11 protein-coding genes are annotated in these 15,516 nt (G+C 44.5%); 9 read left to right on the top strand and 2 right to left on the bottom strand.

Going from position 1 to position 15,516, the window contains the following annotated elements; genetic code table 11:
- Positions 1-3: 3 nt before the first annotated feature.
- A complete protein-coding gene (gene radD / locus HOP38_RS09425; RefSeq protein WP_198558273.1) occupies positions 4-1,740 on the bottom strand; it encodes a DNA repair helicase RadD in 1,737 nt (578 codons plus the stop codon).
- 70 nt (positions 1,741-1,810) lie between these two features.
- Between radD and rsuA the strand changes: the two genes are divergently transcribed.
- From rsuA to HOP38_RS09410, 3 genes are all read left to right on the top strand, one after another.
- Positions 1,811-2,509: a 16S rRNA pseudouridine(516) synthase RsuA gene (gene rsuA / locus HOP38_RS09420; RefSeq protein ID WP_038230206.1), complete on the top strand. Its 699-nt coding sequence runs from the start codon at positions 1,811-1,813 to the stop codon at positions 2,507-2,509.
- A gap of 229 nt (positions 2,510-2,738) precedes the next feature.
- A complete protein-coding gene (locus tag HOP38_RS09415; RefSeq protein WP_031495648.1) occupies positions 2,739-3,944 on the top strand; it encodes a Bcr/CflA family multidrug efflux MFS transporter in 1,206 nt (401 codons plus the stop codon).
- A complete protein-coding gene (locus tag HOP38_RS09410; RefSeq protein WP_006074747.1) occupies positions 3,944-4,597 on the top strand; it encodes a DUF2913 family protein in 654 nt (217 codons plus the stop codon). Before HOP38_RS09415 ends, HOP38_RS09410 begins: the two co-directional genes overlap by 1 nt.
- Before the next feature lie 65 nt (positions 4,598-4,662).
- Here the strand turns inward: HOP38_RS09410 and HOP38_RS09405 are convergent, their stop codons facing one another.
- Positions 4,663-6,084 (bottom strand): DUF2867 domain-containing protein, encoded by a 1,422-nt coding sequence (locus tag HOP38_RS09405; RefSeq protein WP_198557929.1) that lies wholly within the window; start codon positions 6,082-6,084, stop codon positions 4,663-4,665.
- Between the two features lie 266 nt (positions 6,085-6,350).
- On the opposite strand from HOP38_RS09405, the gene HOP38_RS09400 reads away from it, so the two are divergent.
- The 6 genes from HOP38_RS09400 to HOP38_RS09375 all read left to right on the top strand — a co-directional run bounded on the left by HOP38_RS09400 (position 6,351) and on the right by HOP38_RS09375 (position 15,439).
- Positions 6,351-7,022 carry an ABC transporter ATP-binding protein gene (locus HOP38_RS09400; RefSeq protein WP_006074745.1) on the top strand — a complete coding sequence of 224 codons (672 nt, stop codon included), beginning with the start codon at positions 6,351-6,353 and terminating at the stop codon, positions 7,020-7,022.
- Positions 7,003-9,456 carry an ABC transporter permease gene (locus tag HOP38_RS09395; RefSeq protein ID WP_006074744.1) on the top strand — a complete coding sequence of 818 codons (2,454 nt, stop codon included), beginning with the start codon at positions 7,003-7,005 and terminating at the stop codon, positions 9,454-9,456. Before HOP38_RS09400 ends, HOP38_RS09395 begins: the two co-directional genes overlap by 20 nt.
- A complete protein-coding gene (locus HOP38_RS09390) occupies positions 9,457-10,572 on the top strand; it encodes a lipocalin-like domain-containing protein (RefSeq protein WP_198557928.1) in 1,116 nt (371 codons plus the stop codon).
- Between the two features lie 309 nt (positions 10,573-10,881).
- Complete coding sequence (gene nhaA, locus HOP38_RS09385; RefSeq protein WP_198557927.1) at positions 10,882-12,051, top strand: Na+/H+ antiporter NhaA; 1,170 nt, start codon at positions 10,882-10,884, stop codon at positions 12,049-12,051.
- A gap of 390 nt (positions 12,052-12,441) precedes the next feature.
- A complete protein-coding gene (gene psrA, locus HOP38_RS09380) occupies positions 12,442-13,077 on the top strand; it encodes a TetR family transcriptional repressor PsrA (RefSeq protein WP_081411584.1) in 636 nt (211 codons plus the stop codon).
- Positions 13,078-13,156: 79 nt separating this feature from the next.
- Positions 13,157-15,439: an acyl-CoA dehydrogenase gene (locus tag HOP38_RS09375; RefSeq protein WP_198557926.1), complete on the top strand. Its 2,283-nt coding sequence runs from the start codon at positions 13,157-13,159 to the stop codon at positions 15,437-15,439.
- Positions 15,440-15,516: the final 77 nt, after the last annotated feature.

The following is a 15,516-nucleotide window of genomic DNA, read 5'->3' as shown; positions in this document are numbered from 1 at the left end:
TGATTAGTTCAGTTCGTCGTCAAAAACTTTGTCTCTCATTTTCCAAAATCGACCACTTTTTCTGGCTATGACGAATGCGGGCAATCGGAAACGATGTTGATTGTTCACGACTTTTGTTGGCGAAGTGGCATCAAACTCACGATGCTTGTCGGCCAAATGTGGGCGTACAAACTTAGCGAGAAACGATTCTTTCTGCTTTTTGGTATTTAATGACCAAAACTCGCTGACTTGGGCATCGTTCTCTCCAATATAGTTAACTCTGAGACTGTTTTTACCTTTTTCATCTTTATGAACAACAAGGTTCATGTCGGTGCATTCGAAGACTAGCGCATCTTTGAGATTAAGGGCTTCTTTGAGTTTTTTATCTGGGTCTACCAAAGTGGCGTCGCATTCGTGGCAGATTCGCGCGGCGATATCGTTATCCGCGCCGCATTCAGAGCAGTACTTGGCTCTAAAGCGATAGTCACAGTGTTCACGTTCTCCGGTTTCTTCGTCGGTGAAATAGCCCTGACATTTGCGACCAAAGTGCTCAATTAAAAAGCCATTGGCATCGAGTTTACCCCAGAAGTCATTATTGAACCCGCACGCAGGGCAGGGGATGGTGATAATTTCGGAATCAGAATCAGGTTTAGGGTTGCCGACTTCAGGTTGATACAAATCGTACGTGTTGCCCGCATAGTCTAGAACGAGACACTCTGACTTGCCCTCTGATAATCGTAAACCACGGCCAACGATTTGCTGATATAAACTGACGGATTCGGTTGGACGAAGAATTGCAATCAGATCAACATGGGGCGCATCGAATCCAGTAGTTAAAACCGAAACGTTAACCAAGAACTTGATCTTACGATTTTTGAAGTCACTGATGATAGCGTCGCGCTCAGGTGTTGGCGTATCACCAATGACAATTTGGCTGTTTTCACTCGGTAGCAGCGACAGGATTTCCTGCGCATGACGAACCGTCGCAGCGAAAATCATGACACCTTGTTTGTCTTCACTATAGCGTTTTATTTGCTCCACAATTTGCGGTGTTGCGCGCTTTGATTGCTCAATGACAAGATCCATTTCAGATTCTTTGTATTTACCCATACTGGTAGGTTTGAGCTGAGAAAAGTCGTAACTAAGGACTGGAGCGTCGATGAGTTTCGCAGGTGTTAAAAAGCCCTCATCGAGCAAGTATTGGATAGGAAGCTCGAAGATACAATCTTTAAAGAAACGAGCTTCGTCGCTGCGAACCAGTCCTTTGGTGTGATATTGATAGATCCAGCCAACGCCAAGACGATAGGGGGTTGCGGTTAAACCGAGGATCTTAATTCCAGGATTAATCTCGCATAGGTGGCTGATCACTTTTTGATAGCTTGATGTTTTGGTTTCTGGTACACGGTGACATTCGTCGATAACAAGCAGTGAAAATTGATTGGCAAATGCATCCAAGTTTCTCACTACTGATTGAACGGAGGCGAACACCACTTGTTCGGATGTCTCTTTTCTACCTAAGCCGGCAGAGAAAACAGAGCCTTTGAGTCCATAGCCTTCGTATTTTTCGTGATTTTGTTCTACGAGCTCTTTAACGTGCGCTAGAACCAAAACACGACCTCGCGCTAGCCTTGCAAGTTCGGCAATAACTAAGCTTTTTCCAGCCCCAGTGGGCAATACGATCACCGCTGGGGTATCGTTTTTGCGGAAATAATGGATAACAGCTTTAACAGAATCGGCTTGGTAGGGGCGAAGCGTGTACATACGGCTCAGTTTTACTCTACATTTCAAAAAACCGCTCTATAATACCTCACGAAATGAAAACGAGGTATTCATGCGTTTAGATAAGTTTTTGTGTGACGCTTTAGGCGCAACACGTAAAGAAGCAACAAAAATCATTAAATCCGGTGATGTTACCGTTGATGGCGTAGTACAAAAGAGCGGTGCATTTAAAGTCACTGAGGATAACAGTGTCGAATGGCAAGATAGAGAGGTCCGCATGCAGGGTCCGCGCTATATCATGCTATTCAAACCAGATGGCTTTGTTTGTTCTCATGAAGATGGCTTTAATCACACTGCGTTTGTGTTGCTCGATGAGGTCAAAATGGAGAACCTTCATTTTGCAGGTCGCTTAGATGTTGATACTACAGGTTTGGTGTTAATTACAGACGATGGTCAATGGTCTCATCGAATTACCTCACCGAAACATAAATGTGCAAAAACTTATCGCGTATGGTTAGCAGACCCTGTGCAAGATAATTACATCAAGGCATTCGAAGAGGGCATTGAGCTTAGAAATGAGAAAGCGCCAACTCTGCCAGCACAACTTGAAATTATTGATGAAAAAGAAGTGTTATTAACCATTCACGAAGGCAAATATCACCAAGTCAAGCGTATGTTTGCGGCGCTAGGTAATAAAGTTGAAGGTCTACATCGTGAAAGCGTCGGTGACATTGTTCTTGATGAAATGCTTGAGCCAGGAGAGTATCGATATCTCACTCAAGAAGAAATTGACTCTGTCTGGAAAAAGTAATACTAATAAACTGTTTTGATAGATAAAACGTCTACTCGTCCAGAGTAAAAGTAATACCCGTAATGAGTCATTACTCTCGAACTCTGAGAGCCTTCCTTATATTACGGTTACCCCGAAGATAGCGCTCTGTTGATGCGCTATCTCACATCACTCAATGGGATAAATTGAGTCTAGGTTGTTTATTTGTTGGCACGGATCGCACACAAATAAAGATTTCATTAGGAGCGATATGAGTTCTAAACCAGTATCGCAGCCCGACATACCTCAACTAGGTTTAGTTCTTTTCCTAGTTCTCGGAGCCATAGGCGCGTTAACGCCTCTTGCTATCGATATGTACTTGCCCGCGATGCCAACTATCGCACAAGATTTAGGGGTAACAGCCGGGGCTGTTCAGATTACATTAACGGTATACACTGCCGGATTTGCTATCGGCCAACTTTTACATGGTCCTCTCGCTGATAGTTTTGGTCGCCGGCCGATCCTGCTATTTGGCGTGTTCTTTTTTGGCGTTGCTTCAGCGATATCAGCCACCGCGACAACCATTGAATCTTTAACTTATATTCGTACTGCCCAAGGCTTTGCGGGTGCAGCGGCAGCGGTCATTATCCAAGCAGTGGTTCGCGACATGTTCGATAAGGAAGATTTCGCGCGTACCATGTCTTTTGTCACCTTGGTCATTACCTTGGCTCCGTTAGTTGCGCCTATGATAGGGGGCCATTTGGCGGTCTGGTTTGGGTGGCGTTCGATATTTTGGGTGCTGACAGCATTTTCTGTAGTGGTAATAGCAGCGGTACTTTGGAAAATTCCGGAGACTTTAGCGCCAGAAAACAGACAGCCACTTCGTTTTCGAACCACGATCAGAAATTACCTGAGGTTGTGCAAGAATCCGGTCGCGATGGGACTGATGTTCTCTGGAGCGTTTTCGTTCGCTGGTATGTTTGCCTTTCTTACCGCGGGCTCGTTTGTCTATATTGATATCTATGGTGTGACGCCAGATCAGTTTGGATATCTGTTTGGCCTGAACATTGTCACAATGATCATCATGACCAGCATTAATGGCCGTATGGTGAAGAAAGTTGGCTTACATGGCATGCTTCGTTTTGGGCTAAGCATTCAGCTGTTCGCAGGTCTAGGACTGTTAGCGAGTGGTATTCTAGATCTTGGGATTTGGGGTACGGTTCCTTTCGTTATGCTATTTATTGGTACGCTGTCGACCATCGGTAGTAATTCAATGGGCTTGTTGTTAAGCGGTTATCCAACGATGGCGGGCACGGCTTCCTCACTTGCAGGAACATTGCGATTTGGCACTGGCTCAGTCATTGGGGCGATTGTGGCAATGCTTCCGGGTGGAACAGTTTGGCCTATGATTGCATTAATGGCTATTTGTTCGGTATTATCCGCCGCCTTATATTGGACGTTTGGGAAAAAAGCATAATGTCTGACTACTATTCAGAGATCCAAAAAGTCGTAAACAGTGCACTAGAAGAATTGGCGAATGAGCATGCTTCAGGCAAGTTGATTAATTCTCCAGTGACTAACAATCACTTTCTTGTTCGATGGGTAACAAAAGCGATAAAAACTCAGCGTTTTGGGAAAACGACCAGTGCTAACCTAATTCAATGGCAGAAATCTGGGCGTTCCAAGGGTAATGATTCAATGCTTGAACCTTTGTTTAAGCGCATTTCTGCTTACTATGCTGAGTTTTTTTCTGGTGACGTACAGCCAGTAACTGATGCAAAGATTGAACAGTTTATTGAAGATATGGAAGAGGCGGGTTGGGGTGTCTGCACCTCAGAGATTCTGACTGATGGCAGTAAAGTTCAATTCTTCACCGATGGTCATAACTCTTTCGCACTGTGCGCGAATCAATGTGACGACTGCTTTGATGCAGAAAATCTGGTGAGGCCGATGAGTTGGTTTGTACGTGGTAATCATGCGGAGTTTGTGACTAAAGCGTACGAGGCTGGCTTTATGCTCCACAAACGCACTGATTACAAATCGAAAGTAAAGTATCACGGCGAATATCTTATTTATCCAATGAACAAAGGGACTCAGCTAGCTGAAATCCCTCTGTCATTTAAAGCTTAAGTTAAAGCTTAGTGGTATGAGAGCATAATTGTCGCAAAGCATAGAGGTTGAAGTATTTGTAACGACTAGGCTTTGCGACAGATCGCCCATACCATTCCTTTAAAAATGAACAAGTGTGCAGGCATCATTGCAAACCAATAAAGCAGCCCTTTGAATCCTTGCGGGTGCCACCACGCAGTCACGTTGATTTCTCTTTTGTCGCCATGATCAGTAATGGTGAATTCCAGTCGCCCCAGTCCAGGGCCTTTCATTCCGAACAATAGTGACAGAAAATGCGGCTTGTCACATCGAATGACTTTCCATGAATCGATAAAGTCACCCACTTTTAATTCTGGTCCTTCAGGTGAGCGCCTTATTGGTCTTCCTGCACCAAACAGTACATCTAACCATTCTCGAGTGCGCCACAGTGTGTTAGCAAAGAAATAGCCTTCTTTCGGACTGCCGATTTGTTTGACGACCTCCCAAAGCTGCTCAGTGGATTTATCAGTGAAATAGCTGGCCCCAGTCTTCTTTGGGTAATAGCCAAATCCTGCTTGCCATCGCGTTAATGCCGCAGGGTCGTAGCCCCAAACATTGCTACGAACAAAGGTACCTTCTTTTTCTATGGTTTCTGAGACTGAGTCAGAGTAGGAAACCATATCTTGTGGGTAACGAGCTCTGATTGCTTGAGAATCGGCGATAAAGTCATGCTCTAGCCCCGCCAATAATGCTTTGCCAATGCTTGAAGGAACCGAAGTTACAACACCGAGCCAGTATGAGGCGAGTTTGGGTGTAAGAAATCGCGTTGACCAGAGTCGTAGTGGTTTGTTTATTTTGCTGCAAATAACGGCGAACTGCTCGCGGTAAGACAAGGTATCGGGGCCACCAACCTCATAAATAATTGAATCGGGTGATGTCTCTTTAGCCAGTTCGATTAGGTAATAATTGAGGTTTTGTAAAGCAATAGGATTCGCTTTAGAGTCCACCCATTTGGGGGCGATTAAGATAGGTAGGTTATAGACGAAATCCCTCATGATTTCGTAAGCGGCAGAGCCGGGGCCTATAATAACACCTGCACGCAGTTCGGTAATTGGCACTTTACTGGTACGAAGAAGCTTGCCGGTTGCTTTTCTGGCTGCAAGGTGCTCGGAATTACCAGTTTGAGGTTGCATTGCGCTGAGATAGATGACGTGTTCAACATGACTAATATCGAGTGCATCTTTGAAGTTTTGAGCAAGAGAGAGCTCGTAGTCCAAAAAGTCATGGCCATGAGCCATACCATGTACCAAGAAATAAACGATATCGAACTTAGGAATGAGTGCAATTGTGGCGTCTCGATTAGCGAGATCAAGATACTCAAACTTAAGCATCGAGTGGGGGACGACACGGCTTTTTAGGTAGTCTATTTGACGAGCCGCTGCTGTTACTTCGTAGCCTTGGTCCAGTAGGATAGGAATGAGCTGAGAACCGACATAACCCGACGCCCCTAATACCAATACGCGCTTCATATTCCGTTATCTCTCTTAATTGTTATCTCTATAAAATTTAACACATTTTTCTAGTTTATCTTCATTTGTTTACAATACATGATGGCTGATTAGGGTGTTTTCACGCGTATATGTTCCAAATTCCAATTCTTTTAAAAAACGATATCTTGAATCGAAATTGAGCTAAACCGACTCAATGTAGGGGCTTTATGGCCAAATTTGCTTCCTAGAACTGCAAATTTAGTGTAGATTCACACTCCAAATTTACCAGTGATTGAAGAGATTGAATGCTTAAGTTGTCAGACCTTTGTAAAGGCTATATTGACGGTGGAGAATTCCATCCTGTATTGCAAAGTGCAGAGCTAACACTGTCGCAAGGTGAACAACTGGCATTGATGGGTGAAAGTGGCTCGGGTAAGAGTACACTACTTAACTTAATCGCTGGCATCGATAAGGTCGATTCTGGGGAAATCTGGTACCCCGATTTTGCTATGCATGACGCAAAAGAAAGTCTTAGAACGGCTTATCGAAGAAATAACATTGGTCATATCTTTCAGCAGTTCAATTTGCTACCAACTCTTAATATTGCCGACAATATTCGATTCTGCAGACAGATTAAAGGACTGCCAGAAGATCGAGGGCTTTGGCGTCAGATTTTATCCGCTTTAGATTTAATGGCGTTGCTTGGTCGTTATCCAGAAGAGCTTTCTGGGGGGCAACAGCAGCGTGCGGCTATTGCTCGCGCGCTCTATATGGAGCCAAAAATCCTGCTAGCCGATGAGCCAACGGGTAGCTTGGATGAGCGTAACGCTGAAGCGGTAATGCGACTTCTTACTTCACTCACAAGACACCTAGAGTGTACCTTGCTTGTCGTCACCCACAGTGAAAAAGTCGCTTCTCACATGGACGGTTCTATCCGCCTTCAAGGGGGGCAACTTCATGTTATGGCCCGTAGTTAAAGCACTACTTGGCCATTATCGTCGCCACCCGCTACAAATACTTCTCGTCTGGCTTGGTTTAACGCTTGGTGTATCGTTATTAGTTGGCGTTACGGCTATAAACCACCACGCTAAACAGGCTTACGCAAGCGGTGAAAAACTTTTCGCTAATCCCGTTCCATACCGCATTCGCCCTAAGCACGCAGAAACCAAAATTCCGCAAGGCTTCTATATCCAACTGCGCCGCGAAGGGTTCAAACAATGTGTTCCTTTTGATATCCAAAAAGTAACTACAGTCGATGGTTTGGAACTTAACCTAGTTGGTGTAGATCCAATTTCTTTATTGCAGCTGCGTAATGTCGTCACTATTGGCGATATCGCATCGCAAGATATGATAAAAGTCCCGACGACAATTATTGTGAGTCATGATCTTGCCGAACTTAAGGGTTGGCAAAATGGTGATACGTTGACGCTCAATAATGGAATTCAGTTAGGCCCTATCAAGATTGATTCTAAGAAAGGTATTCGCGGCACGCGTATCTTAGCGGATATGTCTTTAGTCCGTGCGATGAAAAAATCGTCTGGGTTGTCTGTCATTGCGTGTGGTGAGATGAGTGCAGCCAAACTTGAGAATCTTCGTAAGATGATTCCAAATGGTATGACGTTATCACGCAGCTCACAATCAGAACTGGAGTCGCTCACTAAAGCATTCCATACCAACTTGTCTGCGATGAGTATGCTGTCTTTCGTTGTTGGCCTGTTTATCTTCTATCAAGCGATGTCGTTGTCTTTAGCTCAGCGTCAGCCTTTGGTTGGTAGTCTGCGCCAAGTCGGTGTCTCCGGGTGGCAGTTGACTCAAGCCTTGTGTCTTGAACTGGCGGCTTTAGTGTTCTTGAGCTGGCTAGGTGGCAATCTGTTTGGCTTAGCATTGGCAAATCAGTTGATTCCAGCCGTCTCACAGAGCTTGAATGACCTTTATGATGCGAACATTGGTTTGAGCATTGAGTGGAGCTGGCAATGGAGCCTTTATAGCTTCTTATTAGCATTCACAGGTGCTGTGGTCTCGTGCGGCTGGCCGTTAGTCCGACTTTTGAAATCTCAACCTATTCGACTTTCTGCTCGTCTATCGTTAATGCGATTTACCGGGGCAGAGTTTACATGGCAAGCGTTTGTAGCATGCGGATTTTGTGTGGCTGCAGTTGCAATTTATCAAGCACCTAAGTCGCAGAACTCAGGTTATGCCATCATTGTTTTGATGCTGTTAAGTGTCGCATTGATTACGCCGTTTATTACTTGGAAAATCTTCACGTTATTCTCGTACTCTCTCCGCTGGGTGAAAGTCCGTTGGTTCTTTGCGGACGCGGCAGCCAGTATGAGCTACCGCGGTGTTGCCAATATGGCCTTTATGTTAGCTATGGCTGCTAATATGGGGGTTGAGACTATGGTTGGTAGTTTTAGAGATACTACTGACCGATGGTTAACCCAAAGGCTTGCGGCCGATATTTACGTCTATCCAACCAACAATAATGCAGTTCGCATGAGTAAATGGTTGGAAGCTCAGCCCGAAGTTGATCGCGTCTGGTGGCGCTGGGAAGAGGAGATCCCGACAGATCATGGCATGATGCAAGTGGTTAGTACCGGTGACTCAGAAGGTGAACGCGACGCGTTAACTGTTAAAATTGCTGTTCCTAACTATTGGTATAATCTTCACCACTCTCGCAGTGTCATGATCAGCGAATCTATGGCACTTAAGTTAGATATTCGTCCGGGCGATTATGTCGATTTAGGCCCGCCACTGGGTGGGAACTGGCACGTGATTGGTGTCTACTATGATTACGGAAACCCTTATCATCAAGTATTGTTATCGCAAAATCGTTGGCTAGCCAACTTAGAAGGTTCTGGTGATGTGGCGTTAGGAGCGGTACTGAATGATAAGTCTCAATCGTTGTTTGTCGAAAGACGCCTGCAATCGACATTTAGGTTAAACAGTGAACGGATTTACGACAACACTTCTATTCACGCTAAAGCGATGACGACCTTTGATCGTACTTTTGCGATTGCAGACACCCTGGGCAATATCACCTTGGTGATTGCCGTGTTTGGTATCTTCTTTGCAACAATAGCAGGGGAAATATCTAGACAACGTCATACCTCGTTGCTGCGCTGTCTGGGTATTTCCGCAAAAGAGCTGGTGTTAATGGGTGGCTTACAGTTGCTGGTGTTTGGGCTTATCTCTGCCATTATTGCTATGCCGCTTGGTATTGCACTGGCGCAACTGATTGTGGATATTGTGATCAAGCAGTCGTTCGGTTGGTCTTTACAACTGCAGATTGTCCCATGGCAGTATCTCACCACATGTTTGTGGTCTCTGTTGGCATTGGTAGTTGCAGGAGCGCTACCAGTGCTGAAGTTGATACGTAATACACCGATTCATTCGTTAAGGGATGCGTTATAGATGAATCGTATGCAGAAGCTTATTTTCTCATGCTTACTGGTAGTGGTGGTCGCTAGCACTTCAATTTGGCTAACGGAATCACGCGAGTCAAAGCCCAGTGTGACTAAAGCGACCTATATCAATACTGTATTTGGTTCTCCAGGACGTAAGGTTTTTGAACCTGTTTTACCCGACCGAGAGGTTGAGCTACCAAGAGACTTCCGTTTTCATCCTGAATTCCAACATGAATGGTGGCAAATGGTGGTGCAGCTGAAAGACGAATCTGGTCAGGCATACTGGCTAAGATGGCGCTTTTTTCGCTATGCCAGCGATGACCGTATTGCAACGGGTTGGCAAGATCCACAGATCTACATCGCAAATTTAGTGATGAATAGCCATTTAGGAATGTTTACCGATCAGCGCATCGCTCGTGGTGGTATCGGTCAGGCGGGAGGTCTTAGCCGTCCATTTCGCGTTTGGATTGATGAGTGGTCTTGGCGTTCTCTGTCTAATCAGCCACTGCCTGGGAATCTGCGCTTATCCAGCGATAACTTCAGTGTGAATCTTCAGTTAAAACAAACCGGGCCATATGCTCTTATTGGCGAAAATGGCTACCACGCCAAACATGATCTACTCCCTCGCGCATCTTATACTTTTGAATCGCCGTTTATTGCATCAACAGGAGAGTTGACCCTATCAGATGGTAAGGTGCTGAAAGTGACAGGCCGCGCTTGGTTAAGTAAAGAGTGGGGTAGTGAGCTTGTTGGTGCAAATTATGTCGGCGAAGATAACTTTCTTCTTTGGCTGAGCGATACTGAAGCGCTACAGGTGAGCCAATATCGTTACAAAGACAATATGCCCTATACCACGGCTGCTTTGATTGATATTAAAGGTAACATCATTAACATCCCATCGGAGGACATCATACTTAAGGCACTCAACTATACGGAATTTGCGTCAGGAACTCGTGTGCCTCTATCCTGGAATCTACAAATCCCCAGCCAAAATATCGACTTGGTTATTAATGCTCGTAAGCGAGATAACTGGGTGAATTTCGTCGTACCACAATGGCAAGGGTCAGTTACGGCCAAAGGTTCAGATTCTGCCATTGGCTTTATGCAACTTAGTGGTTATTAGGTAAGAAAAACCTTTTTGTTGTTATATAGTTACAAGTAACAATCTGTTACTAATTCTCTTCTGCCTTCAACTCTCAAATGATATTGACTACAGCTAAGTGATTGAATTTATCAATGACTAGCTGCTCATCTATGCACTATACTTCTATCTAACACGGCCATTACTTGTGAGGATATCTCGAACGGTTTAGTTTTATATTTCGGAAATTCCTTAGTATAAACTCCGTAGAATCGATTTTTTCTGAAAATTAACTAGATATACAATTTTTAACATTCTGACAAGATGAATAACTATTAAGGGCTTTACAACATGAATGACGTCATTCGTAATTTTTTCAAGATGGAGTCAGCTGGAGGTATCATCCTCGTTATTGCTGCTGCGATCGCTATGTTCGTCGCAAACTCTCCATTGAACGAAATGTATCAAGGCGTGCTTCATACCTACGTGTTTGGTCTGTCTATCTCACACTGGATCAACGATGGTTTGATGGCGATCTTCTTCTTCCTGATCGGTTTGGAAGTAAAACGTGAGCTACTCGAAGGTGCATTGAAGTCTAGAGAGACTGCTATCTTCCCTGCGATTGCCGCAGTCGGTGGCATGTTAGCTCCAGCACTTATTTATGTACTGTTTAACATGGGTGATCCTGAAGCTATGAGTGGCTGGGCAATCCCAGCAGCAACGGATATCGCGTTTGCTTTAGGTATTATGGCGTTGTTGGGTAAACGTGTCCCTGTAGCTCTGAAAGTATTCCTACTCGCACTTGCTATCATTGATGACTTAGGCGTTATCGTTATTATTGCGTTGTTTTATAGCAGCGATCTGTCTACGTTGGCGTTAACTATTGGCTTCATAATGACCGCTGTGTTGTTCATGTTGAACGCGAAGAAGGTGACAAGCATACCTGTTTACCTCTTAGTTGGTGCGGTTCTTTGGGTGAGTGTATTGGCCTCTGGAGTGCACGCAACCTTAGCTGGTGTGGTATTAGGCTTTGCTATTCCTCTTAAAGGTAATGAAGGTGAAAAGTCACCGCTGAAACATATAGAACATGCGCTTCATCCATACGTCGCATTCTTGATTCTACCTATCTTCGCGTTTGCCAATGCAGGCATTTCGTTGGAAGGCGTATCAATGTCGGGTCTAACGTCGATGTTGCCACTTGGTATTGCACTAGGTCTCTTGGTTGGTAAACCACTAGGTATCTTCAGCTTTAGTTGGTTAGCAGTGAAACTTGGTGTGGCAAAACTGCCTGGTGGTGTGGACTTTAAGCAGGTGTTTGCGGTGTCTGTTTTGTGTGGTATTGGCTTCACCATGTCGATTTTCATATCATCTCTGGCGTTTACTGGAGTGAGCCCCGAGTTTGATACATACGCTAGATTGGGCATTTTGATGGGCTCAACAACAGCAGCTGTTCTTGGCTACATATTGCTTAACTTCTCGCTTCCTAAAGAAGAGGCGCCAGAACCGAAGGTTCAATACTAACTGCCAGAAACTATGATTACACAAACCCAGCTTAGGCTGGGTTTTTTTATGTTTGAAAAACGGATAAAAAAAGCCCAAACCAATGTTGGTTTGGGCGGATACAAAAATAGGAGTTAATAAGAAAAAGCAGCATATGTCATCAACAATAACAATGGAAATCAGTGTCATGTCGGTAAAACAAGTCATTGTTGATAACACTTAAATAGACCCGATAACGATGAGTTAGTTCATTAAAAAAACACGTTTTTTTTAGAAAATTTTCAAAGTTTAATGAAAACAGGTGGTTATAAACCTTGTCCGACCAGTCTTGCGTATTTATTAAAAAGTTTGATGTTAATCACTTGTTATCTTGCTGTTGCGAGAGTATATTCAAACATGTGTTTGATACGGATGATTGAAATGACCAATAGAGTAACTACCAAGGATAAGATTCTCGATGTCGCAGAGATACTGTTCGCTGAGCATGGATTCAACGATACCTCTCTACGAACTATCACTAGCAAGGCTAACGTGAATTTAGCCTCCGTGAACTATCATTTTGGCGATAAAAAAACTCTGGTTCGAGCAGTACTTAATCGTTATCTAGAAGCGTTTATGCCGGCTGTAGAAGCGGCGCTCTACGAACTGAATGAGCGTGAGCACTACACAATGGCCGATGTATTTGGTGCGCTGAAGTCACCTTTGCTTAGCTTGAACCAAGTGAAGCCGGGAGGAGCGAGCAGATTCATGTCGCTAGTTGGACGTGGCTATACTGATGTTCAAGGCCACTTGCGCTGGTTTATCACTACTCGGTACACCGAAGCGCTAGCGATGTTCACTCAATCTGTGATGAAAGCGAATCCAAAGTTAGATGCAGAAACCCTGTTTTGGCGTTTGCACCTAACACTGGGTACATGCGTATTCACTATGGCATCGAGTCAAGCATTATCAGAAATTGCTTTGAGTTCCTTTGATAAAGAAGTAGACGCAGAAGCAATCATCAACCAAATAATTCCCTATCTCGCTGCAGGTGTAGCGGCGGAATAATGACTACCAAGCTAAAACCTTAATCAAACTAATAACCCAAATAATAACAAGAAATAATCTGAACAAAAGGATAGGTATCATGAGCTCTCTGAGAAGAAAATGGATAAGTGACCCTGCATTCAAAATGTTTAAGAAGGTATTGCCACCACTATCGGCAACCGAGAAAGAAGCAATGGAAGCAGGGAGCGTATGGTGGGATGGAGAGTTATTCTCTGGAACGCCTAACTTTAAAACACTGCACCAGTACCCTAAGCCGACGCTGTCAGCAGAAGAGCAGTCCTTTATGGACAATGAGCTTGAAACACTGCTAGAGATGCTAGATGACAACAAAATCGTGAAAGAAGACCGCGATTTACCGAAAGAAGTATGGGAATACTTGCGTAAAGAGCGTTTCTTTTCTCTCATTATCTCTAAAAAGTTTGGCGGTAGAGAGTTCTCGCCACTAGCGAACTCTACCATTGTAACTAAAATTGCGACTCGCAGTATTAGTGCTGCCGTATCGGTTATGGTTCCAAACTCACTAGGCCCGGGTGAGCTTCTGTCTCACTACGGAACGCAAGAGCAGAAAGATTATTGGTTGCCACGCTTGGCTGACGGTACTGATATCCCATGTTTCGCATTGACGGGCCCTGAAGCGGGTTCTGACGCTGGCGGTATCCCAGATAAAGGTATCGTGTGTTATGGCGAGCATGAAGGCAAAGAAGTATTAGGGATTCGCCTTAATTGGAATAAGCGTTATATCACGCTTGCACCAGTTGCGACTGTGTTGGGTCTCGCTTTCAAATTGCACGATCCCGACAAACTTATGGGTGACAAAGAAGATATCGGTATCACTTGTGCACTGATTCCAGCAGACCATAAAGGTGTTGAGATCGGTGAGCGTCATGACCCATTGCATTTGGCATTCATGAACGGTCCGACACGTGGTAAAGATGTATTTATCCCAATGGATTGGCTGATTGGTGGTCAAGAGTATGCTGGTCGTGGATGGAGAATGTTGGTTGAATGTCTGTCCGCAGGTCGAGGTATCTCACTTCCAGCACTAGGTACCGCTATTGGACACCTAACAACACGAACAACGGGGGCTTACGCTTATGTTCGTAAACAGTTTGGTATGTCTATCGGTAAGTTTGAGGGTGTAGCAGAAGCTATGGGCCGTATTGGTGGCTTAACCTACCTACTTGAAGCGACTCGAACATTAACGACTACCTCGCTGGATATGGGGGAAAAACCAGGAATCGTTACAGCGATTGCCAAATACCATATGACTGAGATGGCACGTACTATTCTCAATGACTCTATGGATATTCACGCTGGACGTGCCATCCAAGATGGTCCTATGAATTACCTTGCTTCGAGCTATTTGGGTATCCCGGTAGCGATCACAGTAGAAGGTGCAAACATCCTCACTCGTAACTTGATGATCTTTGGTCAGGGCGCAACACGTTGTCATCCATATGTCCTTAAAGAGATGGAAGCAGCAGCCAACCCAGATGAGAAACAGGCTGCTGAGGACTTTGATAAGCTACTGTTCAAACATATCGGTCATGCAACTAAAAACACCTTGGGTGCCTTTACTGCAGCATTAACAGGTTCTGCATTTGTCGGTGCTCATATGAGTGGTCCAACGAAACGCTACTACAAAGACCTAACTCGCCTAAGTAAAGCCTTAGCAGTGAGTGCAGACTTTGCCATGTTGACACTGGGTGGTGATCTGAAACGTAAAGAGATGATCTCAGCACGTTTAGGTGACGGTCTTGCTTACCTGTTCATGGCTTCTGCGGCGTTGAAGAAGTATGAAGATGATGGTCGTCAGCAAGCTGACTTGGATTACGTTCATTACTCGGTTCAACACTGTTTCTACCATGCAGCGAAGTCACTGAACGAAGCTTACCGCAACTTCCCAGCACGATGGGCAGGGGGGACTTTGAAAGGTCTATTATTCCCGATTGGTAACCATTTTGAGAAACCTTCAGACGATCTAGGGTTGAAACTAGCAAAAAGTATGATGGTACCGGGTGCGCATCGTGATCGCCTGACTCACCTATGTTACATCGGGCCAAAAGAGGACGATAATGTCGGTCTTATGGAAAACGCTTTTATCGCGATGTACAACATTCGTGACCTAGAGAAAAAGCTGTTTGTTGGTGTGAAAGAAGGCAAAGTGGCGAAGAAAGGTCTATTGGAAGATCGATTGAATCAAGCACTTGAAGCTAATGTTCTGACTGAAGAAGAAGTCGCTAGAATTCGTGAAGCGGATGCTCTTCGCTACAAAGCGATTCAAGTTGACCACTTTAGCCATGACATGTCTGAAGTAAGAACGCACTCAGAGTCCAAACCAAAGTTGAATAGTGTTGCCTAACTAGGACAGAAACTATTCTTGTTAATAGCAAAAAGCGCCTTTTTATAGGGCGCTTTTTTTATAGAAATCGAGGATTA

The sequence above is a fragment of the Vibrio mediterranei genome (assembly GCF_013364395.1).
GTDB classification, from domain to species: Bacteria; Pseudomonadota; Gammaproteobacteria; order Enterobacterales; family Vibrionaceae; genus Vibrio; species Vibrio mediterranei.
The sequence above is the reverse complement of the archived record's forward strand: the minus strand, read 5'-3'. Positions and strand labels throughout refer to the sequence as shown.

Coding starts and splice junctions, on each gene's coding strand:
- radD (WP_198558273.1), bottom strand. CDS start 1,740: ATGTACACGCTTCGCCCCTACCAAGCCGATTCTGTTAAAGCTGTTATC.
- nhaA (WP_198557927.1), top strand. CDS start 10,882: ATGAATGACGTCATTCGTAATTTTTTCAAGATGGAGTCAGCTGGAGGT.
- HOP38_RS09375 (WP_198557926.1), top strand. CDS start 13,157: ATGAGCTCTCTGAGAAGAAAATGGATAAGTGACCCTGCATTCAAAATG.
- psrA (WP_081411584.1), top strand. CDS start 12,442: ATGATTGAAATGACCAATAGAGTAACTACCAAGGATAAGATTCTCGAT.
- HOP38_RS09415 (WP_031495648.1), top strand. CDS start 2,739: ATGAGTTCTAAACCAGTATCGCAGCCCGACATACCTCAACTAGGTTTA.
- rsuA (WP_038230206.1), top strand. CDS start 1,811: ATGCGTTTAGATAAGTTTTTGTGTGACGCTTTAGGCGCAACACGTAAA.
- HOP38_RS09395 (WP_006074744.1), top strand. CDS start 7,003: ATGTTATGGCCCGTAGTTAAAGCACTACTTGGCCATTATCGTCGCCAC.
- HOP38_RS09390 (WP_198557928.1), top strand. CDS start 9,457: ATGAATCGTATGCAGAAGCTTATTTTCTCATGCTTACTGGTAGTGGTG.
- HOP38_RS09410 (WP_006074747.1), top strand. CDS start 3,944: ATGTCTGACTACTATTCAGAGATCCAAAAAGTCGTAAACAGTGCACTA.
- HOP38_RS09400 (WP_006074745.1), top strand. CDS start 6,351: ATGCTTAAGTTGTCAGACCTTTGTAAAGGCTATATTGACGGTGGAGAA.
- HOP38_RS09405 (WP_198557929.1), bottom strand. CDS start 6,084: ATGAAGCGCGTATTGGTATTAGGGGCGTCGGGTTATGTCGGTTCTCAG.